The sequence below is a fragment of the Janthinobacterium silvisoli genome, from assembly GCF_014200725.1.
In the GTDB taxonomy this organism is placed as follows: Bacteria; Pseudomonadota; Gammaproteobacteria; order Burkholderiales; family Burkholderiaceae_D; genus Janthinobacterium.
Map to the genome: position 1 here is coordinate 1,944,722 of NZ_JACHCL010000001.1, position 23,970 is coordinate 1,968,691.

Here is a 23,970-nt window from a genome sequence, read left to right on the forward strand (position 1 = left end):
TCATCATGCGCCAGGTTTTATCCACGTATAGCCTGCCATGATATCGCGCCTGACGCCCGACCGGGTAGCCTCGCTTGAAGAATTACACAATCTTTACTGATGGTAAGGCGGACAACACCGGTGGCAGAAATTTGCTTAAGCGACCGATTATCGTTAGTCTGGCGCCATCACCGTCTTTTGATTGCTTAGCCATGGCCTCTCCAAGCTCTCCGCCGCCCTCCGTGCTTGACGACAAGCTGTGTTTTCAGCTGTATGCCACCTCGCTGAAAATGACCCAGTTATACAAGCCGATGTTGAGCGCTCTCAAGCTGACCTATCCGCAATACCTGGTGATGCTGGTGCTGTGGGAACAGGAGGGCCTGGGCATCAAGGACCTGGCCGCCCGTTTGCAGCAGGATTCCGGCTCCATCACGCCGCTGGTCAAGCGACTGGAGGCGGAAGGTTATCTGCTGCGCAACCGCGATCCGCAAGACGAGCGCAACCGTGTGCTGACCCTGACCGACGCCGGCCGCCGGTTGCGCAGCGAATGCGCCAGCATCGATCCCACCATCGCCGCCAATTGCAGCAGCATCGCCGCAGAATTCTCGGTCATGATGGATGGCTTGCGCAAACTGAATCACCAGCTAGGCAGCTAAGCCCGCCGATATTGCCAAAAGCAAGGGCATCAAAAAATATATTGCGCACTAATGATTAGTGCGCTATTCTTCTTTGCACGCGCTACTCATCTTGATATTGCGCGATTTTTCTTGGTATTACTTAGCGCGCTAAGTAATACCCCACTACCCGATAACACAGGAGTCACACCATGCCACGTACGCCACTCAAATCCGCCCTGCTCGCTTCCGCCATCCTCTCGACCGCCATCCTGGCGCAAGCCCAAGCCGCCACCACCGCGCCTGCCGAAGACACTACCGTGGTACTGGTACACGGCGCGTTTGCCGACGGTTCCAGCTGGGACAAAGTCATCCCCTTGCTGCAAGCCAAAGGCTTGAAAGTGGTGGCCGTGCAAAATCCGCTCACCTCGCTGGCCGATGACGTAGCCGCCGCACAGCGCGTGATCGATGCCCAGACGGGCCGCGTGATCCTGGTCGGCCACTCCTGGGGCGGCACCGTGATCACGCAAGCGGGCACCAGCGACAAGGTCAAGGCGCTGGTCTACGTGGCGGCCTTCGCACCGTCCGAAGGCGAAGCGTCCGGCGACCTGGGCAAGGATTACCCGACACCGCCAGGTATCGCCACCCTGAAAGCAGACGCATCCGGTTTCCTGTATCTGCCTGAAGAATCGGTACGCCTCAATTTCGCCCAGGATTTGCCTGCCGCCACCACCCGCTTGATGGCAGTCACGCAAGGCCCGATCCAGGCCAAGGCCTTTGCCGACAAGACCACGGTTGCAGCCTGGAAAAATAAACCGAACTATTACATCGTCTCCGCCAAGGACCGCATGATCTCGCCTGAACTGGAACAGGCGTTTGCCAAGAAATTGCATGCCGTCACCACCGTCTTGCAAACCAGCCATGTAGCGATGCTGTCTCAGCCAAAACAGGTGGCCGAAGTCATCCTGGCGGCCGCTGCCCAACGCTAAGGCATAAATAACGACGTATATAAAAAAACCTCCGCAGCTGGTGAAGGTGCGGAGGTTTTTATCGTCAAAATTCTATCGTCAAAAACTTATTTGACGTTCAGACTCTTCTTGGCCTGATCCAGCAAATCGGTTTTCACCCAATCCTTGGCCACCGGGGGTTTGCTCATGCGGCCGACGCCCGTTTTCACCATCACGTCGGTGGTGATCTGGATATGTTCGGGCGTGATGTCATAGGAATACGGCGAATTGCTGATGGCGTCATCGAAGTCCTGCTTGCTGATCTGGCCGCGGAACACCACTTCGCGCACATATTTTTCCGCCGTCGCCTGATTGTCGATAAAGGTCTTGGTGGCTTCGACGAAACAGCGCATGAATTTCTCGGCCACCGGACGACGTTCCTTGTAGAACTTTTCCGTCATCACCATGGTGCGCACGGGCTCGCCAATCGGCGTTTCATACGGTTTCAATATTTCCACGCCGAAACCCTTGTTGATCGCCTGTGACGATTGTGGCTCCGACTGCATCATGGCGTCGATATTCTTGCCCATCAGCGCCTGGTTCAAATCCGCATAGGCCAGGAACACTAGTTGCACATCCTTGCCCTTGGTTTCGGAATACGTCAAGCCATTCTGCGACAGTTCGGCCAGCAGCAGCACTTCCTGGATGCCGCCACGCGTCACGCCCACGCGCTTGCCCTTCAAGTCTTTCACGTTGGCGATCTTTTGCCCCGCGCCCGCCACCAGGCGCGCGCCGCCCTTGGCGAAGCCGGCCACCACATAAATCGGCGCACCACCGGCACGGCCGGAAATGGCCGCCTCGGACGCCGTCGCGCCCACGTCCAGTTCACCGGCGATAATCGCCTGCATCACATCGAGGCCCTTGGCAAACACGTGCTCCTCCACCTTGATGCCGCACTTGGGGGCGATTTCCTTGATATACGACACGGCGCCGTAATGGGCGAATTTCAAGTTACCCAGGCGGACAACATCTTGCGCCTGGGCGGCGCCCAGGCTAAAGGTCAGCAAAAGTGCAGCGGCAATACCGGTTTTCAAGGACATGTTTTGGCGCATCAAGTTCTCCTGTGTGGTTAAGGTCTACCCGCGAGGGCACGGCAACGAAACACTGTTTTTTTGTTATGCAACGATAGTACCGCGTGTTGAGTCAGGAGCAACCTTTTTCTACCATAAATATGTTTGACACCTTTACTGCCCGGCCAGCGCCACCACCGGATCGAGTCCCGACGCCTTGCGCGCCGGCATGAAGCCGAACACCAGGCCCGTCACCACGGCGCAGCCGAAAGCGCCACCGATCGCGCTCAGTGAAAAGATCACCGGCACTTCCCATACCAGCAGCAAGCCGGCAAACGTGATACCGACGAGGATGCCGGCCACACCGCCCACCACCGACACCAGCACCGCCTCGGTGAGGAACTGGCGCAGGATGTCGCGCCGGCGCGCGCCCGTCGCCATGCGGATGCCGATTTCACGCGTGCGCTCGCGCACCGTCATCAGCATCACGTTCATCACGCCGATGCCGCCCACCACCAGCGAGACGGCGGCGATCAGGCTGAGCATCATGGTCATATTGTCTTGCGTGCGCGCTTCAGCGGCAATCGAGGCGGCCGCATTGCTGATGCCATAGTCGCGGATGCGGTGGCGCTCGAACATGGTTTCGTCGACGGCTTTCTCGGTTTGCGCAATGCGCTTCACGTCATCGGCCGCCAGCACGATATACGTCGGCTCGCGCTGGCCAAACACGCGGATGCCGGCCGTGGAAAACGGCAGCAGCAAGACATTGTCTTCATCCTTGTCGCCCGTCAGCGCGCCCTTCTCGCTCATCACGCCGATCACCTGGAACGGTACATTGCCGATCAGGATAGTCTCGCCCACCGGGTTCGGTATATCGGGCATCAGCTTGTGCGCCAGACGCCAGCCCAGCACAGCCACGGTGGCCATTTCGCGCTCGTCCTCTTCGGTGAAGAAGCCGCCATAAGCGACCGGCCAGGTCTGGATCTGCGGCAGCGCCGCGCCGGTGCCGCGCACATAGGTTTGCACATCGAGGTTGCCATGCCGGATCACCTTGTTGCCGGTGACGTTAGGCAGCACGTGCGCAATGCCCGGCACGTCGGCGAGCGCTTCCAGGTCGGCCAGGGTAATGCTGCGCCCCGGTATGCGCGAACTTTCGCCGATCGACGACATATATAAGAGGTTGGAGCCGAAAGCGCCCAGTTGCGCCATCACTTGCTGGCGCGTGCCCAGGCCGATGGCCAGCATCACGATCACGGACGCCACGCCGATGATGATGCCCAGCAGGGTCAAGCCCGTGCGGAAGCGGTTGATCCATAATACGCGCCAGGCGGCCCGCGCCGCGTCCAGCAATTCCGTTACCAGCGAGGCGCCCGTGTCATGCGCCGCGCCCGACATATCGAGCGGCGGCAGCGCAGTCGAGGTGGCAGGAATGGTCACGGCGCCCGAATCTTCGATGATCTCGCCATCGCGGATCTCGATCACGCGGCGCGCCTGGGCCGCCACCTTGCGGTCATGGGTAATCAGGATGATGGTGTGGCCTGCGTCCGCCAATTCCCCCAGCAAGGCCATGACTTCGGCGCCGCTGGTGCTGTCCAGCGCCCCTGTCGGTTCATCGGCCAGGATGATGCGCCCGCCATTCATCAGCGCGCGCGCAATCGATACGCGCTGCTGCTGCCCGCCCGATAATTGATTGGGACGGTGATCGAGACGTTCGCCCAGGCCCAGGCGTTTCAGCAGCGCTTCCGAGCGGGCATGGCGCTCAGTTGCCGGCATGCCTGCATACAGGGCCGGCACTTCCACGTTTTCACGCGCCGACTCGGTGGCAATCAAGTGGTAGCCCTGGAACACGAAGCCGAATGCTTCGCGCCGTAGCCACGCCAGTTCATCGGGGTTCAGGCTGGCCACGTCCTGGCCAGCAAAGTGATATGTGCCGTCGCTGGGCCGGTCCAGGCATCCCAGCAAATGCATCAGGGTCGACTTGCCCGAGCCAGACGCCCCCACGATGGCGACGAATTCGCCGGCCGCGATCGACAGGCTGACGCCGCGCAGCACTTCCACGGCCGGTGCGCCATCGTGGCCGCCGTAGCGCTTGCGCAAGCCTTGCAGCTCGATCAGGGGAGGCGGTTTTTCAATGTGACTCACCCCGCTCATAGCTGGAACCTGCTGGCGCCGTTACCGGCTGGCTGCTCTCCCGTCACCAGCAATTCGCCTTCGCGCAAGCCGTCCAGCACTTCCGCATTCAGGCGGTTGCGCACGCCCACTTTTACGGTGCGTGTATCAACCTTGCCATCGGCGCCCTGCACGCGCGCCGTGAATTCGCCGGCCTTCGCGCCTTCCTGCGTGGATGGTTTCAAGGCTGGCAAGGGTACGGCCAGCACATTCCTGGCCGACGCCGTGACGAACACCACTTGTGCCGTCATTTGCGGCATCAACTCGCCATCCGCATTATCGACGTCGAACAATACGGTATATAAAATCACCTTGCTGGTCGATGGCGCCAGCGCCGTGCCGCTGCTGCTACCGCCCGGCACTGGCGGCGCCGGCAGCACTTGCCGCACCTTGCCGCTCCAGCGCCGCTGGTCGCCGCCGAGGGTCGTGAAATATACGGGCATCTCGGGGCGCACACGGCGCACGTCCGCTTCCGACACTTCCGTCCACACCGTCATGGCCGACAGGTCGGCGATGCGCAAGATATTCGGCGTCTGGTAAGTGGCGTTCAAGGTTTGCCCTTCCTTCGCATCCAGGCCCACCACCTTGCCAGCCATCGGCGCATAGATGCGCGTGTAGCCCAGGCGCGCTTCATCGGCTTTCAGGCTGGCCTGGGTCTGGTCTATCTGCGCCTTCAAATGGTCGATCTTGGCGGCAGCCGAAGCCAGCGTGGCTTCGGCCGTTTCCACATCGGCCAGCGGGGTGGAATCGAACTTGGCCATCTGCTGCTGGCGCCCATGCTGCTGGCCTGCCAGGCGGTGCTGCGCCTGCTGGTCCGCCAGCTGCGCGCGCAAACCGGCCAGGGCAGCGCGTCCCGCGTCGACCGTGGCTTGCTGCACGCTGGGGTCGATCTCGGCCAGCAGCTGGCCTTTTTCCACGCTGCTGCCAGGCTGCACATGCAAACGTGTAATCTGGCCCGACACTTGCGCGCCTACGTCGACATAGGTTTGCGGCTGCAAAGTGCCGATGGCCGTGACACTGGCCTCGATATTGCCGCGCCTGACTGGCGCCGTGTCGAACACGGTTTTCGGCGCGCGCGTGGCCCAGACGGCACCGGCGCCCAGCAGGAGAAGCAAAACGATGCTGCCGATGATGCGCAGACGGCGCCGTGGCATACGGGCCGCCATCAGGAAACCGCCTTAATTAAAGTAAAAACGTCAATCGGTGTCGCCAAACGTGAAAAAAACATCTATTTATCCTTAAAAATAGCAATCAGAATTACTGCAGGAAGGTCACCAACCCTGCCAGCGCGGCGACGGCTGCCAGCAGGGAACTACGCAACAGCAGCTTGGGCGCGTACGGCAGCAGCAAGGCCACCAGCAACGCGCCGGCCGAAATAAACCCTACCCAGGCAACAAAGCCGACGGTGGCGCTCCAGCCAGCCACGCAGGGCCAGATGGCCAGCGCCAGCAAGACGGCGCCAATCAGTTGCAAGACGCGCCGCACGTTCACGGCCGCGTCGCGGCCCCAGACCTGGCCATGGTGGCGATCCATCGCCAGGCTCAGGCTAGCCATGCCCGCATACGACAGGCCCAGCGCACATAAAATCACGTTCATCCCTCAGCTTCCTTCCATCGTTGTTTGCAGGCTGGCCGGCGCCCCGCGCTCTTTCGTGGCGGCTTTCCTGGCCGGCTTTTCCTTGCGTTTATGGACTTTCCAGGCGCCCCAGGCGGCCAGCAAGCCGAAGGCCAGACTGCACAATTCGACGCCGGCGCTTTCCCAGTCGCTGCGCGCGATCTGCGCCGCCAGGTTGTCGCCCGTGCTCAACAGGTTCAAGATAGGCAGCAGCAGGCACAGCAGGGCCAGCAGCGACAGCTGCTCGATCCATCCGCGTTTTTCCGGACGCAGGCAGGCGTGCAGCAGCATCAAGAACCACACGCCAAAGAAGGCCCGCACTTCCCAGCCCGCACGCTGTTCGATGCCGACCGGGATCAGGCGGTTGGCCCACAGATAGCCGACACAGGCCACGGCCAGGCCGGCAATCGCGGCCACGTTCAGGCATTCGATCATGCGGTACACACGTTCGGTGGCGCTGCCGAATTCGCCGCCGGCCCGCTGGCGGCGCTTGACCATGAACAAAATGGCGCCCGTGCCCATCATGGCCGTGCCGGCCAGGCCGCAAAAGAAGTACAGCCAGCGTATGGGCGTGCCGCCAAAACCCGCCATGTGCAGATTCGACATTACGATGCGCGTCAGGCCCGCAGGACCCGAGTCGGCATGACCCGGCTGGCGCACGGCAATCTGCTCGCCGGTCGCCAGCGCATAGCAAGCCATGCCCGTATTGGCGCTGATACGCTTGAGCGTGTCGCCCTCTTCATTCCAGCCATACATGCAGACGCGCATGGAAGCGTCGTTCGGATTGTCCAGCACCACGGCGCGGATTTCCTGATGGATGGTTTGCTCGGCGCGCAGCGCGTACGATTCCAGGTCAGGGATCGCCATCGCCGATCCTGTGCGAGTGGGTTTACCCACATCATTCCAGTCGCTGAGAAAGGCCTTTTTGCCGTTTTCCATGCCGTATTGGGCTACCACGGGCGCCGGCACGTAGTCATCGCTGAAAAATGCGATACCCGTATAGGCGATCATGAACTGGAAGGGCAAGGTCAAGACGGCCACCGCATTGTGTGCATCGAGCCAGGAACGCTGGCCCTTGGCCGGGCGGAAGGTAAAGAAATCCTTGAAGATGCGTTTATGCGTGATCACGCCGCTGACCAGCGCCACCAGCATGATCATGGTGGTGATACCGACGATCCACACGCCGATGCGGCCCGCATGCAGCTCATAATGGAAATCGACGAAATGGTGGCCGCCGATGGTGTCGCGCTGGTTTTCTTCGCGCACATGCTCGACCAGTGCGCCTGTCAGCGGGTTCAGCTCGGCCGAACCATAACCGCCGCTGGGCTGGAACCAGTAGGCGGACAAGCCCTGGCCGGGGCGCTGCACGGGCCAGATTTCCCACATATCGGCCTTCGGATGCTCTTTTTCCATGAAGTCGAGCGCCAGCGCCAGGCGATTGGCGCGGTCCGTCACCTTGGGCGGTGGCGGATCATTCGCGTGCGCCGCTTCTTCCAGTGCGTGCTCGGGCGTCATCCAGTGGCCGATGGGATCATCGAAGACGGCCAGGGTACCGGTCAGGAAGATGGCGAACAGCAGCCAGGAAATCCACAGGCCGCACCAGGTATGCAGCCAGGCCATGGCTTGCCGCAAGCCCCCTTGCTGTGGCGTTTTCACCACTTTGTCTACTGTCGTGCTCATGCGCCACCCCGCGACAGCAGCAGGCCCAGGCCGCCGCAAACGATAGCCGGCAGCAGCATGCCCATCCAGACCCGGCGCAAGTCTTGCACGGAAAATACCCAGATCACCGCGCAGGTATAAATAACGAAGGCGCTCAGGGTAGCCGTCAGCACGGCTTCGGCGCGCGACATGGGCAACACGGCGGCCAGCAGCACGGCCACGCCGGAAGTGAGGGCGTAGCCGCCAAAAATGGCAGCCAGCACACGCGACAACAACAGCATATGGGCGGATTTCATCACCACGGCGCCCCCGTCTGTGGTCCCCGGCGGCAAAGCTTGTACGTCAGATGCATCACACTGCGTCCTTCCATCAAAATTGTTTATGGCTGCGCTGCCGGCCCTGTAGTCATCGGACGACGCGTACCAGATATGAAAAATGTGTCTCTTAACTACAGGTGGCGCGAGAATGAAAAACGGGCAGCCGAAATGAAAAATATTTTTTGAAGGTGGACTACTGGGCCGCTTCCAGCGTGACCCAGTAGCGGGTCCGGCTGCGCACCTGCACCGGCAGGGAGTTGGGCAGCATGTTCAGGATGCGCTGCGTATCGGCCAGCGGAAAGACGCCCGACAGCCGCAGTTGGGCCACCTCGGGCGCGCAATGCAGGATGCCGGGCCGGTAGCGCGACAGTTCGGCAATAAATGCACCGAGGGTCACGTCGTCGACGATCATCTGTCCGCGCGACCAGGCGTCGGCATAAGCATCGAGCGCGTGCGGCGCATCGGCCTGCAAGCGTGAAAAGCTCACGCTGCGACCGGCCGCCAGATGCAATGGCGCGCCGGCGCTGTCGCGCGGGCGAACCTCGACGGCGCTTTCAAACACGTCGACCGTACTTTTTCCTGCATCCTGGCGCACCGAAAAACGCGTGCCCAGTGCGCGCACCAGGCCTTCACGGGTGGCCACCACCAGCGGCGCGTCGCTGCCCGCGCCATGGCCGCTGACGACGAGAATCTCGCCGGCCAGCAGTTCGATCAAGCGGCGCCGGCCATCGAAAGACACATTCATGGCCGAGCCGGTATTGAGCGTGACCACGCTACCGTCATGCAGCGCCACCTCGCGCCGCTCGCCGGTAGCCGTGCGATAGTCGGCGCGCAAGCTGCGGGCGCCTTGCCAGGCATCGGTCTGCGCGGCCAGCAAACCGGTGCCACCCGCCACACCCAGCCACAGCAGCAACTGGCGCCGCTTGCGATTGGCTGGTGCACCTGCGCTCGCCAGCGCCTGCGCGGCCGCGCCACGGTGCAAACCGTTCAGGCGCTGCGTGACGGCTTCGATATGCTGCCAGGCCTGTTCATGTTCAGGATCCAGCTCGCGCCAGCGTTGCCACGCGGCACGTTCCTGCTCACCCGCCTCGTCCGACATCAGCACGGTCAGCCACTCGGCCGCCTGCTCTTCCACGGCCTCGCTGATGGCGGCCCGCGATACAGGTTCACACAGCATGTTCATGCCGGCAAGGCAAAAAAGACGTGGCGGTTGGCCCGCGTCAGATATTGCTTGACGGAACTACTGGACACGCCCAGGCGCGCGGCGATTTCGGCATAGCTGAGGCCATCGAGTTGCGCCAGCAAGAAAGCCTGGCGCACGGGCGGCGGCAAGCCATCGAGCGCGGCATCGATTTCCTGCAAGGCTTCCAGCGCCAGCAAGCGCTCTTCCGGCGCGGGCGCCACCTCGGGCGGCAAACACGCCAGTGCGGCCAGATACGCTTCTTCCAGCACTTGCCGGCGATAACGGTGCGCCACCAGGCGGCGCGCGATGGTGGCCAGGAAAGGACGCGCTTCGCGTATCTGCGGCGCCGTGCTCGCCGTCAAGATACTGATAAAAGTGTCTTGCGCCAGATCAGACGCTTCGAAGGCATTACCCAGCTTATGCCGCAGCCAGCCCTGCAGCCAGCCGAAATGGCTGCTGTAGAGTGTGTGCAGTTCTTGTTGCTGGGTAATTTCGGTGGCCGGCATGGCATCCCTTTCAACGCAGGCGCTGTTCGCCCGATACGCCCGATGTAAATAAGAATTATTCTCATTCTAACCTTGTCGTAGCTTTCATGCAATCGTGACATTGCCAAGGACACCAAGCCGCGTAAAAAAGAGACAGCTAACGCCCCTGCGCCAGCCAGGGCCGCCACCGCAGCGCGATGGGGTAAAATGGCGGCCATCGTCCGGCTAGCGCCGTCTACTCTCCAGCTTTCCATTGCAGGTTCATCATGCTAGATAATCTTACCCAGCGGCTTGCCAAAGTCGTCAAGACCATGCGCGGCGAGGCGCGCCTGACCGAATCGAACACCGCCGAGATGCTGCGCGAAGTGCGCCTGGCATTGCTCGAGGCCGACGTCGCCCTGCCCGCCGTGCGCGAATTCATCGCCAAAGTCAAAGAAAAAGCCATGGGCGAGGATGTCATTTCCTCGCTGACCCCAGGCCAAGCCCTGGTTGGCGTGGTACAGCGCGAGCTGGCCGCCATCATGGGCGCCGACCTGGGTCCGGAAGCGTCGCAAATCAGCTTTGCCCAGCAACCGCCCGCCATCATCCTGATGGCCGGTCTGCAGGGTGTCGGTAAAACTACCACCGTCGGCAAGCTGGCGAAATACCTGAAAGAAGAAAAGAAAAAGAAAGTACTGACCGTATCGGCCGACGTGTACCGTCCAGCCGCTATTGCCCAGCTGCAATCGGTGACCGCCCAGGTTGGCGCCGACTTCTTCCCGTCCACCAGCACCGACAAGCCGGTCGATATCGCCCTGGCCGCGCTGGACTGGGCCAAGAAGCATTACCACGATGTGCTGATTATCGATACGGCCGGCCGTCTGGGTATCGATGAAGAGATGATGCGTGAAATCGCCGCCGTGCACGGCGCCGTGAAACCGATCGAAACCCTGTTCGTGGTCGACGCCATGCTGGGCCAGGACGCCATCAACACGGCCAAGGCCTTTAATGATGCGCTGCCGCTGACCGGTATCGTGCTGACCAAGCTGGACGGCGACGCGCGCGGCGGTGCGGCCCTGTCGGTACGCCATATCACGGGCAAACCGATCAAGTTTGCCGGTGTCTCGGAAAAACTCGATGGCCTGGAAGCGTTCGATCCTACCCGCATGGCCAACCGTATTCTGGGCATGGGCGACATCCTGGCGCTGGTCGAGGAAGCGCGCAAGGGCGTCGATAGCAAGGCGGCGGCCGACCTGGCGCAAAAGATCAAGGTCGGCGGCAAGTTCGACATGAACGACTTCAAGGCGCAGCTGGGCCAGATGAAGAAAATGGGCGGCATGGCCAATCTGATGGACAAGCTGCCAGCCCAGTTCCAGCAGGCGGCAGGCGGCAAGAACATGGATCAGGCCGACAAGCAGGTGCGCCGCATGTGCGGCATCATCGATTCGATGACGCCACAGGAGCGCGCCAAGCCTGAACTGATCAAGGCCACCCGCAAGCGCCGCATCGCTGCCGGCGCCGGCGTGCAAGTGCAGGAAGTGAACCGCATGCTGACGCAATTCGAGCAAATGCAGACGATGATGAAGAAATTGTCGGGCGGCGGCATGATGAAGATGATGCGATCCATGAAGGGCATGATGCCCGGCATGCGTTAAGACCTCACCCTGCTTTAAAGTAATGCCGGACTGCACTTTTTTGTGTCCGGCATCACGCCTCCCCCGCTTTTCCCTCCCCCTCCCCGCATAGCCAGCAACCATGCCATTTCACGGCAAAAACGGCCTTCAGCGCGCCCAAGCGGTGCGCCCGGGAGACAGGCGCGTCTTTTCGTTACTTTTTCCTCGTGAAAACGTGAAAAACACTTGCATACTGTCTAAATCCCCACCAATATTAGCCGTGCGATCAATTGCGCAATTTCCCATGTGTTTGTTAAGGAGGCTCGAAGATGGCAACAGCCAAAAAAACCCCAGTAGCAGCGCCAGCCAAAGCAGCAGCAGCCAAGCCTGCCGCAGCGAAAAAAGCAGCACCCGCAGCCAAAGCAGCAGCTAAACCAGCAGCGGCGAAGAAAGCGGCAGCACCGGCAACACCACGCAAACCAAACGCAGCATTCATGAAAGCCATGACGCCATCGAAAGACCTAGCGGCCGTCGTTGGCGCAGCACCGCTGCCGCGCACTGAAGTGACCAAAAAGGTATGGGATTACATTAAAAAACACGATCTGCAAGATCCGGCCAACCGCCGCATGATCAATGCAGACGACAAGCTCAAAGCCGTTTTCAGCGGCAAAGCCCAGGTCTCCATGTTTGAAATGACGAAACTCATCTCCGATCATTTGAAATAATAAGAACGACGCAGGGCTAGCAAGCCATGTGAGTGCCCCGCCGCTAAATAAGCGAGCGGGGCATTTTTTTGGATGCTACCTTTAGCTGGCTGGCTTGAATTCCCACTGCTGCCACGCCGCTCGTACCGCATTCGGATACTCGGGCCGGCCACGGCTGCCGTTGTAGCGGCCCAAGGCCAGGTAGAGATCGCCTTTTTCCATATCCAGGTACATGCGCAGGATGGAACAGCCATAGCGCAGATTCGTCTGCATGTGGAACAGCTTGCTGCGGTCGTTATCGCCGATAACGCCCGTCCAGAACGGCATCACCTGCATATAGCCGCGCGCACCGGCCAGCGAGACCGCATACTTGCGGTAAGCGGACTCCACTTGTATCAAGCCCAGCACCAGGGCCGGCTCCAGGCCCGCGCGGCGCGATTCATACCAGACGGTTTCCAGAAATTCCGTGCGCAGCTGGGTATCGGGCAGCTTGCGCTGCAAACGCTGCGACATCTGCGCCAGCCATTGCTGGTAGCGCTGCAGTTCAATGGTGGAGCTAAATCTGGCTTGCGGCGGACGTCCATCCAGAATGGCTTGCGACAGGGCAAGCCGTACGGAATCGGCCAGCGCCTCTTCCTTCTGGTTGCCTGCCTGTGCAAGGGGAGCACAGGCCAGGCAGGCGGCCAGCGCGAGGGCGCCAGCCGTTTTACTTACTTGCATGCGCTTCACTGCGCCATTTTGCCCTGGATGAAGGCAACGATCTCGTCCGGCGCCACGCCGGTCGCTTCCGTATCGCGGCGGCCCTGGTATTCCAGCTTGCCTTCTTTCAGGCCGCGCTCACCGATGACAACGCGGTGCGGCACGCCAATCAGTTCCCAGTCAGCAAACATGGCGCCAGGACGCAGGCCACGGTCGTCGACGATGACATCCACGCCAGCGCCTTGCAGGGCGGCGTACAGCTTTTCCGTCTCTTCCTTGACCAGTTCGCTGCGGTCCATGCCCATCGGGCACAGCACCACTTCAAATGGCGCGATCGAGGCTGGCCAGATAATGCCCTTGTCATCGAAGTTCTGTTCGATGGCGGCGCCCAGGATGCGCGTGATGCCGATGCCGTAGCAACCCATCTGCAGTGGCGCCGGTTTGCCGTTTTCATCGAGGAAGGTGGCTTTCATGCTTTCCGAGTACGCCGTACCCAGCTGGAACACATGGCCCACTTCGATGCCGCGCTCGATGGCCAGCAGACCCTTGCCGTCTGGCGAAGCGTCGCCGGCGACCACATTGCGCAAGTCGGCCACGATGGCAGGCTCGGCCACGTCGCGGCCCCAGTTGGCGCCTGTGTAGTGGAAACCGCCTTCATTCGCGCCGCAAACGAAGTCATTCATGTGGGCAACTGTGCGGTCAGCTACGATGGTGACGGGCGCTTTGGTGCCGATCGGGCCCAGGTAGCCAGGGATGGAACCGTAGACTTCCAGGATTTCTGCTTCCGTCGAGAAACGATGACCAGCCAGGCCGGCAACCTTGCCCACCTTGATCTCGTTCAATTCATGGTCGCCGCGCAGCAGCAGCATGAAATACTGTTTAGCCACTTTGCTGTCTTTTTCCGTTTCCACCGTCAGGGCGATGGTTTTTACGGTTTGCGTCAGGTCCAGGCCCAGCAAGGCAGCCACGGTTTCGCACTTGACGGTGTCCGGCGTGGCCGTTTTCGTCAAGGCCTGGGTGGCAGCTGGACGCTCGCCCGCCAGCGGCAGCGCTTCAGCCGCTTCCATATTGGCGGCGTAGTCGGACGTAGGGCAATACACAAGTGCATCTTCGCCCGTATTGGCGATGACGTGGAATTCATGTGAACCGGAACCGCCGATGGCGCCGTTGTCGGCCGCCACGGCGCGGAATTTCAAGCCGAAGCGCGTAAAGATGCGCGTGTAGGCGTCAAACATGACTTTATACGATGCTTGCAGGCCCGCCAGGTCGCGGTCGAACGAATAGGCGTCCTTCATGGTGAATTCGCGGCCGCGCATCAGGCCGAAACGTGGACGGCGCTCGTCGCGGAACTTGGTCTGGATGTGATAGAAGTTCAGTGGCAGCTGGCGGTAGGATTTGATTTCCGTGCGCACGACGTCGGTGATGACTTCTTCCGAGGTCGGCTGGATCGCGTATTCGCGGCCATGGCGGTCTTTTACGCGCATCAGCTCGTCACCCATCTTGGTCCAGCGGCCCGTCTCTTGCCACAGTTCAGCAGGTTGTACGAGCGGCATCAGCAGTTCGATACCGGCGGCCTTGTTCATCTCGTCACGCACGATGGCTTCCACCTTGCGGATTACGCGCAAGCCCATCGGCATGTAGGTGTAAATGCCGGAACCGAGGCGTTTGATCATGCCTGCACGCATCATTAATTGGTGGCTGACGATTTCTGCGTCAGAAGGTGCATCTTTAAGTGTGGAAATAAAAAAACGGGAGGCGCGCATAACGGTGAATTCTTTTTAAAAAGAGAGGGTTATAATCAACCTAATTTTAAAGGATTAGCTGGCTGATGCGTCCATACTTTACACAAATGCGCTCAATTGGTGCGATTCCGGCGCTTTTCGCCCTCCGAAAAGGCGGCCGGCTTGCGCAGTTGTGGGTAATTATGTAAAAAAAGACGCTCTGTCGCAGAAAGTTTGAGGTGCATTATGCTCGACCGTGAAGGGTTTCGGCCCAACGTCGGCATCATCCTGCTAAACGCCCAGAACGAGGTGTGGTGGGGCAAGCGGGTGCGCGAGCACTCATGGCAGTTTCCACAAGGCGGTATCAAATATGGCGAAACACCGGAACAAGCCATGTTTCGCGAACTTGAAGAGGAAATCGGACTCAGACAGGAACACGTCAAAATTGTCGGACGCACCCGCGACTGGCTGCGCTATGAAGTGCCAGATCACTTCATCAAGCGCGAAATTCGCGGCCATTACCGTGGCCAGAAGCAGATTTGGTTTCTGCTGAGAATGTGCGCACGCGATAACGACGTCAATCTGCGCCTGACCGACCATCCTGAGTTCGACGCCTGGCGCTGGCATGAATATTGGGTCCCGCTCGATGTCGTGATTGAATTTAAACGCGATGTATACCAGCGCGCCTTGCAGGAGTTGTCACGCTTCCTGACCTGGCCAGCGCATGGCAACGGGCAACAACGCCATACCTCGCGCTACTTGCGCCAGCCGCATGCGCCACGCGCAGCAGAAGCGGCCACGTCAGCGGAACAAGGCTGCGAGCGGAGCAGCGATGAAAGTTGCACGCCGGAACTGATACTGCCAGGCAAGGAGTAAGACCGGTCCATCATGCACGCAGCGCACCATGCAAAAGGGGCAGCCTAAACAGGCTGCCCCTTTTTTCATGCCGGAAACTAATCTTGCCGGCTGCGTCAGGACAGGGATGGCAAGCCATCCCCTCTCCTTATCGCTTATTTTGCCGCTACTGCCACTGGTGCAGGTACAGATGCCGAAGCCGAAGCGCCAGCCGCTGCTGCTGCCGGTGCACCTGGCACGTCAAGCGTGAACGCTTTCAAGCCCAGCACGCCGCTGCTGTATTGGCGGATGCGGTTGGCCAGTGCAGGGTCGCTGTTCAGCTTTTGACCATACGATGGTACCATTTCCAGCATCTTCGCTTGCCACTCTGGCGTTGCCAGGCGGTCTTTAAACGCTTTTTGCAACACTTTGATCATGATCGGTGGCGCGGTCGATGCACCTGGCGAGGCGCCCAGCAGTGCCACGATGCTGCCATCGCCTGCACCGACAACTTCGGTGCCGAACTGCAGCAAGCCACCTTTTACCGGATCATCCTTGACGATCTGTACGCGTTGACCGGCGTTTTGCAGTTTCCAGTCTTCCATTTTCGCGTTTGGCAGGTACTCACGCAGCGTTGCCAGACGGTCTTCAGGCGAATTCATCACTTGCTGGACCAGGTATTTGGTCAGTGGGATATTGTCATAGCCAGCTTGCAGCATAGGACGCACATTGCCGGTACCGATCGAGGCTGGCAAGTCGATCCACGAACCGTTTTTCAGGAACTTGGTCGAGAAGGTAGCGAATGGGCCAAACAGCAGAGCGCGCTTGCCATCGATGATACGGGTATCGAGATGCGGCACGGACATCGGTGGCGAACCAACCGAAGCTTTGCCGTAGACTTTTGCGTAATGCTGGTTGATCAGTTCAGGATTGGTGGTCACCAGCCATTGGCCGCCGACTGGCACGCCGCCGTAGCCTTTGGCTTCAGGAATGCCGGTTTTTTCCAGCAACGGCAGTGCACCGCCGCCAGCGCCGACGAAGACGAACTTGGCGCGTACGTTCTGTTCCTTGCCGTCAGCCAGGTTTTTCACTTTCACGTTCCATACGCCATCGGCGCCACGCTTGATGTCTTCCACTTGGTTGCGCAGGTGCAATTCCATACCGTGTTTTTCGGTCAGGTTCTTCACCAGGCTGCGGGTCAGCGCGCCATAGTTGACGTCAGTACCGATTTCCATGCGGGTGGCGGCAACCTTCTGGTTCTTGTCGCGGCCATTCATGACCAGCGGCGCCCATTGCTGGATCTGCGAATAATCTTCGCTATACAGCATGCCCTTGAACAGATTTTCTTTTTGCAGGGCAGCGTAGCGCTTGCGCAGGAAATTGATATTGTCGTCGCCCCACACAAAGCTCATGTGCGGTACGTTGTTGATGAAGCTGCGTGGATCGCCCAGGTTTTTATGCGCCACTTCATAGGCCCAGAATTGCTTGGAAATCTCGAATTGCTCGTTGATCTCAACGGCTTTCTTGGTTTCCACGTGGCCGTCGGCCGCTTCTGGCGTGTAGTTCAGTTCCATGAACGCGGAGTGGCCGGTACCGGCGTTGTTCATCGCGTCCGAGCTTTCAGCCGCAACCGAATCGAGGCGCTCATACATGGCCATGGTCAGCGATGGATCCAGTTCCTTGAGCATGCTGCCCAGGGTGGCGCTCATGGTGCCGGCGCCAATCAGCAACACATCGACCGGTTTTTCCGACGACGCAGGTGGCGTCTTGTCACATGCCGCCAGGATCAGGCACGACATCAAAAGTAAAAGCGATTTACGCATACGTAACTCCGTTATTGAATACAGCAGAAGGTTGTTCTTGCACGCCACTACGGCAGCAGCACCAGCAGATAAAGCAAACACTCCGCCATCCGGTGCGCCAGGGGCGGCCGGACAGGCGGATTCTGGTAATAATGAGCATGCATGCTGCCATGCTCCCGGATGTTTCAAGAGCAAATCTGGTGGCAAGGGTGCGGACAATACAAACCACGGCGCGGCCTCTGCACAGCCCGCCGGGCGGCAAAAACTGGCAACAAAATCGCGGCCAAGTCCATAGCAAATGTCAAGAACAAGAATTTTATCACCGTTAATTGACGTTGCTCGTTCGAAAGGATTGGGGATAATACTTACTGGATGGTATTAAATTAAATTAACCAAAAGATCAGAAAAAACCCATAAATGCGCTGTAACCTCGGGAATTGGGGCAACAATCGGTATGTCATCAACGTACGCGGTACAATGCTGCTTGCTTCCATTTACGTACTAATACGATGTTTAATCCATCTTCCGATGATGTGCGCCGTTTCTTTTGCGATACCCTGCGCAAGCACCGCGCACATGAAATTCTCAGTCCCATGGAAGCGATCGCGCTCGACTGGATACTGGAACACCCCGAGTATGAAAACGAGCTGAGCGACGTCGAAGCGGCGCTGGCCCGCGATTACTCCGTCGAAGGGGGACAAGCCAATCCCTTTTTGCACCTGTCCATGCATCTGTCGATCACGGAGCAAGTGCAGGTGGACCAGCCGCGCGGCATCCGCCCGGCCGTGCAGCAACTGACGCAACGCCTCGATTCCATGCATGCGGCCCAGCATGAAGTGATGGAATGCCTGGGCCAGATGATCTGGGCCTCGCAGCGTTCAGGCTTGCCGCCGGACACGGACGCGTATATCGAGAGCGTGCGCCGGCGCTGATCAGGTAGTATCATCTTGCCAAGGAACTCATCAACTGAAGGATACCTTGGCCAATCACACGATTCTTGTATTAGGCGGTTACGGTTTTTTCGGCGCGCGCATTTGCAAGGTGCTGGCCGCCAACAAGGATATCCATTTGCTGGTGGCAGGGCGCGATGCTGGCAAGGCCAGGGCATTGACGGCGCAATTGGGCCTGCCGCCACAGCAGGCGCTGGCGCTCGACGCGCATGCCCCGGATCTGGCGCAGCGCCTGGCTGAACTGCAGGTAGACACACTGATCCATACCGCAGGCCCGTTCCAGGGCCAGGACTACCGCGTCGCGTGCGCCGCGATAGACGCTGGCGCCAACTATATCGACCTGGCAGACGGCCGCGATTTTGTCGCCGGCATTGCCAGCCTCAATGACCGGGCGCTTCAGCGCGGCGTCTTCGTCACCAGCGGCGCCAGCTCGCTGCCGGCGCTATCGTCGGCGGTGGTAGAACGCTACCTGCCACGCTTTGGCCAGCTCATGTCCATCCGCCACGGCATCGCGTCCGGCGCCCGCGCACCAGGCGTCGCCACCATGGCCGGCATCTTTTCGTATGGCGGCAAACCCTTCCAGCGTCTCGTCGCCGGCCGCCAGGAAACCACGCACGGCTGGCTCGACCTGCAACGCCACCGTTTTGCAGCGCCGATTGGATCGCGCTTGCTGGGCAGTTGCGACGTGCCCGACCTGACGCTATTCCCGCAGCGCTATCCTGGCCTTGAGACCGTCACGTTTCATGCCGGTTTTGCCAGCGCCCCCGGTCACCTGTTCGTCTGGGCCGCTGCACAACTCGTGCGGCTGGGCCTGTTACGCAGCCTGCTACCGCTGGTCAGGCCGCTGCACGCGATCAGCCAGTGGCTGGAACCGCTGGTCAGCGACAAGGGCGCCATGTTCGTGACGATGGACGGCGTGGGGCGCGATGACCAGCCTTTGTCATTGACATGGCAGTTGCTGGCAGCGCAAAACCACGGCCCGCATATCCCCTGCGGCGCCGCAATCGCCCTGGCAAACAAACTGGCCACCAGCACACGCGATGACGCACAAGTGCCACATGGTGCGATGCCATGCGTCGGCCTGCTCACGGTGGAGGACTACCTGGCCGCGCTGCAAGGCCATGACGTGACCGAGGTGCCGGCATGAGCTGGTACCTGTTTATCAAATGGCTGCACATCCTCAGCGCCACGATCCTGTTCGGCACCGGCATCGGCATCGCTTTCTTCAAGTGGATCACCGATCGGGGCGGCGAAGTGCGCGCAATTCGGCTGTCGGCCGAAAAGACCGTGCTGGCCGACTGGCTGTTCACGACGCCAGCCGTCATTATCCAGCCGCTGTCCGGACTGGCGCTGGCGCACCTGGCCGGCTATCCGATACTGTCCGGCTGGGTGCTGGTTTCGATGTTGCTGTATGCGCTGGCAGGCGCCTGCTGGCTGCCCGTGCTGTGGCTGCAAATCCGCATGCGCAGCCTGGCCCGTCTGGCGGACGACACCGCTACTGCGCTGCCGGGTCTGTACTGGGTTTATGCGCGCTGCTGGTTCTGGCTGGGCGTGCCCGCATTTGTCGCGTTCATGCTGGTCTATTGGCTGATGGTTGCCAAGCCCTCGCCATGACAGCAGCGAACCTGACCCGGCTATACTGGGCCATGCGCCTCGGCATGGCCTTCATCTGGCTATGGACCGCGTATGTCTCATGGTACCTGTATCCGCAGGCCGAGTCGATCGCATGGCTGCAACGCAGCGGTATCACATCCCATACCGGGCAAGTGTTTGCCGCCTCGTGCCTGGCCGACCTGCTCATGGGCATCGGGTCACTGGTCCATGCCAGGCCATGGCTGTGGTGGATGCAATGCGCGCTGGTGGCCGGCTATTCGCTGGTGATCGCCCTCTTCCTGCCGGAATTCCTGATCCACCCTTTCGGGCCGCTCACGAAAAACATCACACTGGCCATCGGCCTGGTGTTTCTGGCGCTATATGAGAAAAGCCGCGGCTAGCGCAGCCTCCGAATACGGCGCAGCAACGATCAGCGGTGGGTCACCAAGGTGGTGGGCAAGCTGTGGAAGTAAGCGGCCAGGTCCTTGATGTCCTGGTTAGTCAGCGGCTTGACCTGGCCCGTCATGATGGCATTGTTGCGTCCGTTAGGCGCGTCGCCCCGCTTGTAGGCGGTCAGCGCGTGCTCCAGATAATCGCGGTGCTGGCCCGCCAGTTTCGGGTAAGAGGGGTCGATGGGCGTGCCGTAATCCTTGCCATGGCAGGTGGCGCAATTGTATTTTTCCGCCAGCACCTTGCCCTTGCTGATATTGCCGGCAGCGCTGGCAGAGAAGGAAACGACTGAGAAGAGCAGGATGGCGTAGGTTTTTTTCATCTGGCTGGCCCTCAGTTCGGCTTGGCTTGTTGCGAGTAATAGGCGGCGACATCGGCAATGTCCTGGTCCGACAGGCTGGTGGCAATCCCCTTCATGCTGGGATGCTTGCGGTCACCTTTTTTATACGCCTGCAGCGCGTTCTCGATATATTTTGCCGGCTGCCCACCGATCATCGGCACCTGGAACACTTCCGGAAAGGTGGCCTTGTAACCTGGAATACCGTGACAACCGATACACATTTCCACCTTGGCTGTGGCGGCCTTGGCGTTTCCTACAATGTCAGCCGCTGTGACGGCATTTGCTATGCCGGCAAGCACGAGAAGTGCAAATATTTTTTTCATAGTGGCAAAGTGAACAAAGGTAATCGGAGAAACGCCAGGACTGTTTTTTTATTCCTAAATGTTGACAAATAAGCTGTTAATTGCCGATTCTAACCAAGATATTCTTGCAAGTCCACCTACAAAAAACACAGTGTGTGCAGGCGGGCACAGAGCGCTTGCGTGGCAGGCTGGCACAGTTCTGTTTATACTCAATTTCTTTCATCTTCAGGTAGACCGCTCATGCAAGCACAGCACCCCCAGCCAGGCCAGCGCTTCGAAGGCTCCGATCAGTATGTCGCCACCGCCGACCTGAAACTGGCCGTGAATGCGGCGCTGACCCTGCAACGCCCCTTGCTGATCAAGGGCGAACCGGGCACCGGCAAGACCATGCTGGCCGAGGAAGTGGCGGGGGCGCTGAACATGCCGCTGATGCAATGGCATATCAAGTCGACCACCAAGGCGCAGCAAGGGCTGTACGAATACGACGCCGTCTCGCGCCTGCGCGATTCGCAGCTGGGCGACGAGCGCGTGCGCGACATCCAGAACTACATCGTCAAGGGCGTGCTGTGGCAGGCGTTCACCGCGCCCGAGCCGGTGGTGCTGCTGATCGACGAGATCGACAAGGCCGACATCGAATTTCCGAACGACTTGCTGCGCGAACTGGACCGCATGGAGTTTTATGTCTATGAAACGCGCGAAATGGTCACGGCACGCCACCGTCCGCTGGTCATCATCACCTCCAACAATGAAAAGGAATTGCCGGACGCCTTTCTGCGCCGCTGCTTCTTTCATTACATCAAATTCCCCGACAAGGACACGATGGAGCAAATCGTCGCCGTCCACTATCCGCACCTGAAACAAGAATTGCTGGCACAGGCGCTGCAAACCTTTTATGCCGTGCGCGATGTGCCGGGCCTGAAGAAAAAGCCGTCGACTTCGGAGTTCCTGGACTGGCTCAAGCTGCTGCTGGCCGAAGATATTCCGGCCGAGGCGCTGCGCAGCAGCGACAATAAAACCATCGTGCCGCCCCTGCATGGCGCGCTGCTGAAAAATGAACAGGATGTGCACCTGTTCGAACGCCTGATGTTCATGTCGCGTACCAACCGTTAAGGACCGCCGATGAACGAGATAGCACCCGTCACGCTGGAACTGAACGGCATCCGCCTCGAACCCTTGGCGCCGCACCACGCGGCCGGCCTGCGGGCCGCCGCCATGGATGGCGAACTGTGGAAATTGCGCGTCACTTCCGTGCCCGAACCAGACCAGATCGACCAGTACATCTTCAAGGGCATCGAAATGCGCCCCTCGCGCTTCGCCTTCGCCGTCATCGATATGGACAGCGGCGAGGTGATCGGCACGACCAGCTACCACGACGTACTGCCCGCCATAGCACGCCTGGAAATCGGCTATACCTGGTATGCCAAACGCTGCCAGCGCAGCCACGTCAACACCACCGCCAAGCTGCTATTGCTGACGCACGCCTTCGAAACGCTGGACTGCGCGCTGGTGGGGCTACGCACCGACAATTTCAACCACGCCTCGCAAGCAGCCATCGAGCGCCTGGGCGCAAAAAAAGATGGCGTACTGCGCCACCATGCCCTGCGCCGCGACGGCACCGTGCGCGACACGGTCATGTACAGCATTACGCGTGGCGAGTGGCCAGAAATCGCCGCCCATCTGCGCTACAAGCTGGCGCAACGGCCCATCGTGGCACTGCCCCGGGCAATACAGGAAACGCCATGCTGATCGATTTTTTCTTCACGCTCAAGGATGCGAAGATTCCCGTATCGATCAAGGAATTCCTGACTTTACTGGAGGCGCTGCAAAAGAATGTCATCGGCGCTTCGATGGACGATTTTTATTATTTGTCGCGCCTGGCCCTGGTCAAGGATGAAGCCCATTTCGACAAGTTCGACCGCGCCTTCGCGCAGTATTTCAAGGGCGTCAACGCAGCCTTTGAATCGAATGCGGCGATCCCGCTGGACTGGCTGCTCAAACGCATGCAGCGCGAACTCTCGGACGAGCAAAAGGCGCAGCTGGAAAAATTCGGCTACGATAAATTGATGGACCGCCTGAACGAACTGCTAAAGGAGCAAAAAGAACGCCACGAAGGCGGCAGCAAGTGGATCGGCACCGGCGGTACTTCGCCATTCGGCAATGGCGGCACTAATCCCGAAGGCATACGCATAGGCGGCAAGGGTGGCAACCGCACGGCAGTCAAAGTGTGGGAAGCGCGCAGCTACCAGGATTATGACGGCGAGCGCGAACTGGGCACGCGCAACCTGAAGGTGGCGCTGCGCCGCCTGCGCAAGTTCGCGCGCGAGGGCGCGGAAGACGAACTGGCGCTGGACGCCACCATCGCCGCCACGGCCAATAACGCGGGTTATCTCGATATCCGCATGCGCCCCGAACGCAAGAACCGCATCAAGGTGCTGATGCTGTTCGACGTGGGCGGCAGCATGGATGACCATATCGAGCGCACCGAGGAATTGTTCTCGGCGGCGAAGACGGAATTCAAGAACATGGAATTCTTTTACTTCCATAACTGCGTCTACGACACCCTGTGGAAGAACAACCGGCGCCGTCAATCCGAGCGTTTTCCCACCTGGGACGTGCTGCGCAAATACCCGCCCGACACCAAGCTGATTTTTGTCGGTGACGCCACCATGAGCCCCTATGAAATCGTGCAGCCGGGTGGCTCGGTCGAGTACAACAACGAGGAAGCTGGCTCGGTCTGGCTGTCGCGCTTCACGGCAGCCTTCCCTAAATTCATCTGGCTCAATCCCGAGCAGGAAGGCTTGTGGCAGTACCGCCAATCGATAGGCATCATGCGGCAATTGATGAACAACCGCATGTTTCCGCTATCGGTCAATGGCCTGGAACAGGGCATGCGCCTGCTCAGTAAATAAAAAGACGCAACAAAGAATCCATGGCGGCATGGCGCCG

General features: G+C 59.9%; 25 protein-coding genes. 12 read left to right on the top strand and 13 right to left on the bottom strand.

Features of this window, described 5'->3' with window-relative positions; translation table 11 throughout:
- Nucleotides 1-191: 191 nt before the first annotated feature.
- The gene (locus HDE75_RS08760) at nt 192-635 is read left to right on the top strand and encodes a MarR family winged helix-turn-helix transcriptional regulator (RefSeq protein WP_183674910.1); all 444 of its coding nucleotides are present in this window, start codon (nt 192-194) and stop codon (nt 633-635) included.
- Nucleotides 636-805: 170 nt separating this feature from the next.
- Complete coding sequence (locus HDE75_RS08765; protein WP_183674907.1) at nt 806-1,582, top strand: alpha/beta fold hydrolase; 777 nt, start codon at nt 806-808, stop codon at nt 1,580-1,582.
- A gap of 86 nt (nt 1,583-1,668) precedes the next feature.
- On the opposite strand, the gene HDE75_RS08770 is transcribed toward HDE75_RS08765, so the two are convergent.
- The 8 genes from HDE75_RS08770 to HDE75_RS08805 all read right to left on the bottom strand — a co-directional run bounded on the left by HDE75_RS08770 (nt 1,669) and on the right by HDE75_RS08805 (nt 10,058).
- Nucleotides 1,669-2,640: an ABC transporter substrate-binding protein gene (locus tag HDE75_RS08770; RefSeq protein ID WP_183676573.1), complete on the bottom strand. Its 972-nt coding sequence runs from the start codon at nt 2,638-2,640 to the stop codon at nt 1,669-1,671.
- Between the two features lie 144 nt (nt 2,641-2,784).
- Nucleotides 2,785-4,761 carry a MacB family efflux pump subunit gene (locus HDE75_RS08775; protein WP_183674904.1) on the bottom strand — a complete coding sequence of 659 codons (1,977 nt, stop codon included), beginning with the start codon at nt 4,759-4,761 and terminating at the stop codon, nt 2,785-2,787.
- Nucleotides 4,758-5,945, bottom strand: a complete 1,188-nt coding sequence (locus HDE75_RS08780) for an efflux RND transporter periplasmic adaptor subunit (RefSeq protein ID WP_260173809.1) — start codon at nt 5,943-5,945, stop codon at nt 4,758-4,760. The genes HDE75_RS08775 and HDE75_RS08780 overlap by 4 nt, the downstream gene beginning before the upstream one ends.
- A 91-nt stretch (nt 5,946-6,036) precedes the next feature.
- Nucleotides 6,037-6,375, bottom strand: coding sequence for a DUF3325 domain-containing protein (locus HDE75_RS08785; RefSeq protein WP_183674902.1), 339 nt, complete (start codon nt 6,373-6,375; stop codon nt 6,037-6,039).
- Nucleotides 6,376-6,378: 3 nt separating this feature from the next.
- Entirely contained in the window at nt 6,379-8,073 is a 1,695-nt protein-coding gene (locus HDE75_RS08790; protein ID WP_260173810.1) for a PepSY-associated TM helix domain-containing protein, read from the bottom strand.
- Nucleotides 8,070-8,348 carry a hypothetical protein gene (locus tag HDE75_RS08795; RefSeq protein ID WP_183674899.1) on the bottom strand — a complete coding sequence of 93 codons (279 nt, stop codon included), beginning with the start codon at nt 8,346-8,348 and terminating at the stop codon, nt 8,070-8,072. The genes HDE75_RS08790 and HDE75_RS08795 overlap by 4 nt, the downstream gene beginning before the upstream one ends.
- A gap of 214 nt (nt 8,349-8,562) precedes the next feature.
- Nucleotides 8,563-9,546, bottom strand: coding sequence for a FecR domain-containing protein (locus tag HDE75_RS08800; protein WP_183674896.1), 984 nt, complete (start codon nt 9,544-9,546; stop codon nt 8,563-8,565).
- Between the two features lie 2 nt (nt 9,547-9,548).
- The gene (locus tag HDE75_RS08805; RefSeq protein ID WP_183674893.1) at nt 9,549-10,058 is read right to left on the bottom strand and encodes a sigma-70 family RNA polymerase sigma factor; all 510 of its coding nucleotides are present in this window, start codon (nt 10,056-10,058) and stop codon (nt 9,549-9,551) included.
- A gap of 245 nt (nt 10,059-10,303) precedes the next feature.
- On the opposite strand from HDE75_RS08805, the gene ffh reads away from it, so the two are divergent.
- Together ffh and HDE75_RS08815 are read left to right on the top strand one after the other, a co-directional pair.
- Nucleotides 10,304-11,671 (top strand): signal recognition particle protein, encoded by a 1,368-nt coding sequence (ffh, locus tag HDE75_RS08810; RefSeq protein ID WP_183674891.1) that lies wholly within the window; start codon nt 10,304-10,306, stop codon nt 11,669-11,671.
- A gap of 287 nt (nt 11,672-11,958) precedes the next feature.
- The gene (locus HDE75_RS08815; RefSeq protein WP_183674888.1) at nt 11,959-12,354 is read left to right on the top strand and encodes an SWIB/MDM2 domain-containing protein; all 396 of its coding nucleotides are present in this window, start codon (nt 11,959-11,961) and stop codon (nt 12,352-12,354) included.
- Between the two features lie 81 nt (nt 12,355-12,435).
- Here HDE75_RS08815 and HDE75_RS08820 read toward each other — a convergent pair whose 3' ends face one another.
- Both HDE75_RS08820 and HDE75_RS08825 read right to left on the bottom strand, forming a co-directional pair.
- On the bottom strand, nt 12,436-13,053 hold the full coding sequence (locus HDE75_RS08820; RefSeq protein WP_183674885.1) for a lytic transglycosylase domain-containing protein: 618 nt from the start codon (nt 13,051-13,053) through the stop codon (nt 12,436-12,438).
- Between the two features lie 5 nt (nt 13,054-13,058).
- Complete coding sequence (locus HDE75_RS08825) at nt 13,059-14,795, bottom strand: proline--tRNA ligase (RefSeq protein ID WP_183674881.1); 1,737 nt, start codon at nt 14,793-14,795, stop codon at nt 13,059-13,061.
- A 204-nt stretch (nt 14,796-14,999) separates the two neighbouring features.
- Here HDE75_RS08825 and HDE75_RS08830 point away from each other — a divergent pair, with 204 nt between their 5' ends.
- Nucleotides 15,000-15,629, top strand: a complete 630-nt coding sequence (locus tag HDE75_RS08830) for an RNA pyrophosphohydrolase (protein ID WP_183674878.1) — start codon at nt 15,000-15,002, stop codon at nt 15,627-15,629.
- Between the two features lie 134 nt (nt 15,630-15,763).
- Here the strand turns inward: HDE75_RS08830 and mqo are convergent, their stop codons facing one another.
- Nucleotides 15,764-17,410, bottom strand: coding sequence for a malate dehydrogenase (quinone) (mqo, locus tag HDE75_RS08835; protein WP_221291775.1), 1,647 nt, complete (start codon nt 17,408-17,410; stop codon nt 15,764-15,766).
- 488 nt (nt 17,411-17,898) lie between these two features.
- On the opposite strand from mqo, the gene HDE75_RS08840 reads away from it, so the two are divergent.
- From HDE75_RS08840 to HDE75_RS08855, 4 genes are read left to right on the top strand one after another with little or no spacing between them, the layout of a single operon-like run.
- Nucleotides 17,899-18,321, top strand: coding sequence for a DUF1841 family protein (locus tag HDE75_RS08840; RefSeq protein ID WP_183674875.1), 423 nt, complete (start codon nt 17,899-17,901; stop codon nt 18,319-18,321).
- Between the two features lie 46 nt (nt 18,322-18,367).
- Nucleotides 18,368-19,486 carry a saccharopine dehydrogenase family protein gene (locus HDE75_RS08845; RefSeq protein WP_221291776.1) on the top strand — a complete coding sequence of 373 codons (1,119 nt, stop codon included), beginning with the start codon at nt 18,368-18,370 and terminating at the stop codon, nt 19,484-19,486.
- Nucleotides 19,483-19,953: a DUF2269 family protein gene (locus HDE75_RS08850; RefSeq protein ID WP_183674872.1), complete on the top strand. Its 471-nt coding sequence runs from the start codon at nt 19,483-19,485 to the stop codon at nt 19,951-19,953. The genes HDE75_RS08845 and HDE75_RS08850 overlap by 4 nt, the downstream gene beginning before the upstream one ends.
- Nucleotides 19,950-20,333, top strand: a complete 384-nt coding sequence (locus HDE75_RS08855) for a DoxX-like family protein (RefSeq protein ID WP_183674869.1) — start codon at nt 19,950-19,952, stop codon at nt 20,331-20,333. The genes HDE75_RS08850 and HDE75_RS08855 overlap by 4 nt, the downstream gene beginning before the upstream one ends.
- A gap of 29 nt (nt 20,334-20,362) precedes the next feature.
- Here the strand turns inward: HDE75_RS08855 and HDE75_RS08860 are convergent, their stop codons facing one another.
- Together HDE75_RS08860 and HDE75_RS08865 are read right to left on the bottom strand one after the other, a co-directional pair.
- Nucleotides 20,363-20,704: a c-type cytochrome gene (locus HDE75_RS08860; RefSeq protein ID WP_183674866.1), complete on the bottom strand. Its 342-nt coding sequence runs from the start codon at nt 20,702-20,704 to the stop codon at nt 20,363-20,365.
- A gap of 11 nt (nt 20,705-20,715) precedes the next feature.
- Nucleotides 20,716-21,045 (bottom strand): c-type cytochrome, encoded by a 330-nt coding sequence (locus tag HDE75_RS08865; protein WP_183674863.1) that lies wholly within the window; start codon nt 21,043-21,045, stop codon nt 20,716-20,718.
- Between the two features lie 219 nt (nt 21,046-21,264).
- Here HDE75_RS08865 and HDE75_RS08870 point away from each other — a divergent pair, with 219 nt between their 5' ends.
- The 3 genes from HDE75_RS08870 to HDE75_RS08880 are packed head-to-tail and all read left to right on the top strand — an operon-like array spanning nt 21,265 to nt 23,933.
- Nucleotides 21,265-22,134, top strand: a complete 870-nt coding sequence (locus HDE75_RS08870) for an AAA family ATPase (protein WP_183674860.1) — start codon at nt 21,265-21,267, stop codon at nt 22,132-22,134.
- A gap of 9 nt (nt 22,135-22,143) precedes the next feature.
- Entirely contained in the window at nt 22,144-22,770 is a 627-nt protein-coding gene (locus tag HDE75_RS08875; RefSeq protein ID WP_183674857.1) for a GNAT family N-acetyltransferase, read from the top strand.
- A complete protein-coding gene (locus HDE75_RS08880; RefSeq protein WP_183674854.1) occupies nt 22,764-23,933 on the top strand; it encodes a vWA domain-containing protein in 1,170 nt (389 codons plus the stop codon). Before HDE75_RS08875 ends, HDE75_RS08880 begins: the two co-directional genes overlap by 7 nt.
- Nucleotides 23,934-23,970: the final 37 nt, after the last annotated feature.

What these genes read in the sequence shown, in the direction of transcription:
- HDE75_RS08790 (WP_260173810.1), bottom strand. Translation starts at nt 8,073, where the DNA reads ATGAGCACGACAGTAGACAAAGTGGTGAAAACGCCACAGCAAGGGGGC.
- HDE75_RS08785 (WP_183674902.1), bottom strand. Translation starts at nt 6,375, where the DNA reads ATGAACGTGATTTTATGTGCGCTGGGCCTGTCGTATGCGGGCATGGCT.
- HDE75_RS08860 (WP_183674866.1), bottom strand. Translation starts at nt 20,704, where the DNA reads ATGAAAAAAACCTACGCCATCCTGCTCTTCTCAGTCGTTTCCTTCTCT.
- HDE75_RS08875 (WP_183674857.1), top strand. Translation starts at nt 22,144, where the DNA reads ATGAACGAGATAGCACCCGTCACGCTGGAACTGAACGGCATCCGCCTC.
- HDE75_RS08815 (WP_183674888.1), top strand. Translation starts at nt 11,959, where the DNA reads ATGGCAACAGCCAAAAAAACCCCAGTAGCAGCGCCAGCCAAAGCAGCA.
- HDE75_RS08825 (WP_183674881.1), bottom strand. Translation starts at nt 14,795, where the DNA reads ATGCGCGCCTCCCGTTTTTTTATTTCCACACTTAAAGATGCACCTTCT.
- HDE75_RS08840 (WP_183674875.1), top strand. Translation starts at nt 17,899, where the DNA reads ATGTTTAATCCATCTTCCGATGATGTGCGCCGTTTCTTTTGCGATACC.
- HDE75_RS08865 (WP_183674863.1), bottom strand. Translation starts at nt 21,045, where the DNA reads ATGAAAAAAATATTTGCACTTCTCGTGCTTGCCGGCATAGCAAATGCC.
- HDE75_RS08805 (WP_183674893.1), bottom strand. Translation starts at nt 10,058, where the DNA reads ATGCCGGCCACCGAAATTACCCAGCAACAAGAACTGCACACACTCTAC.
- HDE75_RS08880 (WP_183674854.1), top strand. Translation starts at nt 22,764, where the DNA reads ATGCTGATCGATTTTTTCTTCACGCTCAAGGATGCGAAGATTCCCGTA.
- HDE75_RS08760 (WP_183674910.1), top strand. Translation starts at nt 192, where the DNA reads ATGGCCTCTCCAAGCTCTCCGCCGCCCTCCGTGCTTGACGACAAGCTG.
- HDE75_RS08870 (WP_183674860.1), top strand. Translation starts at nt 21,265, where the DNA reads ATGCAAGCACAGCACCCCCAGCCAGGCCAGCGCTTCGAAGGCTCCGAT.
- mqo (WP_221291775.1), bottom strand. Translation starts at nt 17,410, where the DNA reads ATGCGTAAATCGCTTTTACTTTTGATGTCGTGCCTGATCCTGGCGGCA.
- HDE75_RS08800 (WP_183674896.1), bottom strand. Translation starts at nt 9,546, where the DNA reads ATGCTGTGTGAACCTGTATCGCGGGCCGCCATCAGCGAGGCCGTGGAA.
- ffh (WP_183674891.1), top strand. Translation starts at nt 10,304, where the DNA reads ATGCTAGATAATCTTACCCAGCGGCTTGCCAAAGTCGTCAAGACCATG.
- HDE75_RS08765 (WP_183674907.1), top strand. Translation starts at nt 806, where the DNA reads ATGCCACGTACGCCACTCAAATCCGCCCTGCTCGCTTCCGCCATCCTC.
- HDE75_RS08795 (WP_183674899.1), bottom strand. Translation starts at nt 8,348, where the DNA reads ATGAAATCCGCCCATATGCTGTTGTTGTCGCGTGTGCTGGCTGCCATT.
- HDE75_RS08820 (WP_183674885.1), bottom strand. Translation starts at nt 13,053, where the DNA reads ATGCAAGTAAGTAAAACGGCTGGCGCCCTCGCGCTGGCCGCCTGCCTG.
- HDE75_RS08855 (WP_183674869.1), top strand. Translation starts at nt 19,950, where the DNA reads ATGACAGCAGCGAACCTGACCCGGCTATACTGGGCCATGCGCCTCGGC.
- HDE75_RS08850 (WP_183674872.1), top strand. Translation starts at nt 19,483, where the DNA reads ATGAGCTGGTACCTGTTTATCAAATGGCTGCACATCCTCAGCGCCACG.
- HDE75_RS08780 (WP_260173809.1), bottom strand. Translation starts at nt 5,945, where the DNA reads ATGGCGGCCCGTATGCCACGGCGCCGTCTGCGCATCATCGGCAGCATC.
- HDE75_RS08775 (WP_183674904.1), bottom strand. Translation starts at nt 4,761, where the DNA reads ATGAGCGGGGTGAGTCACATTGAAAAACCGCCTCCCCTGATCGAGCTG.
- HDE75_RS08770 (WP_183676573.1), bottom strand. Translation starts at nt 2,640, where the DNA reads ATGTCCTTGAAAACCGGTATTGCCGCTGCACTTTTGCTGACCTTTAGC.
- HDE75_RS08830 (WP_183674878.1), top strand. Translation starts at nt 15,000, where the DNA reads ATGCTCGACCGTGAAGGGTTTCGGCCCAACGTCGGCATCATCCTGCTA.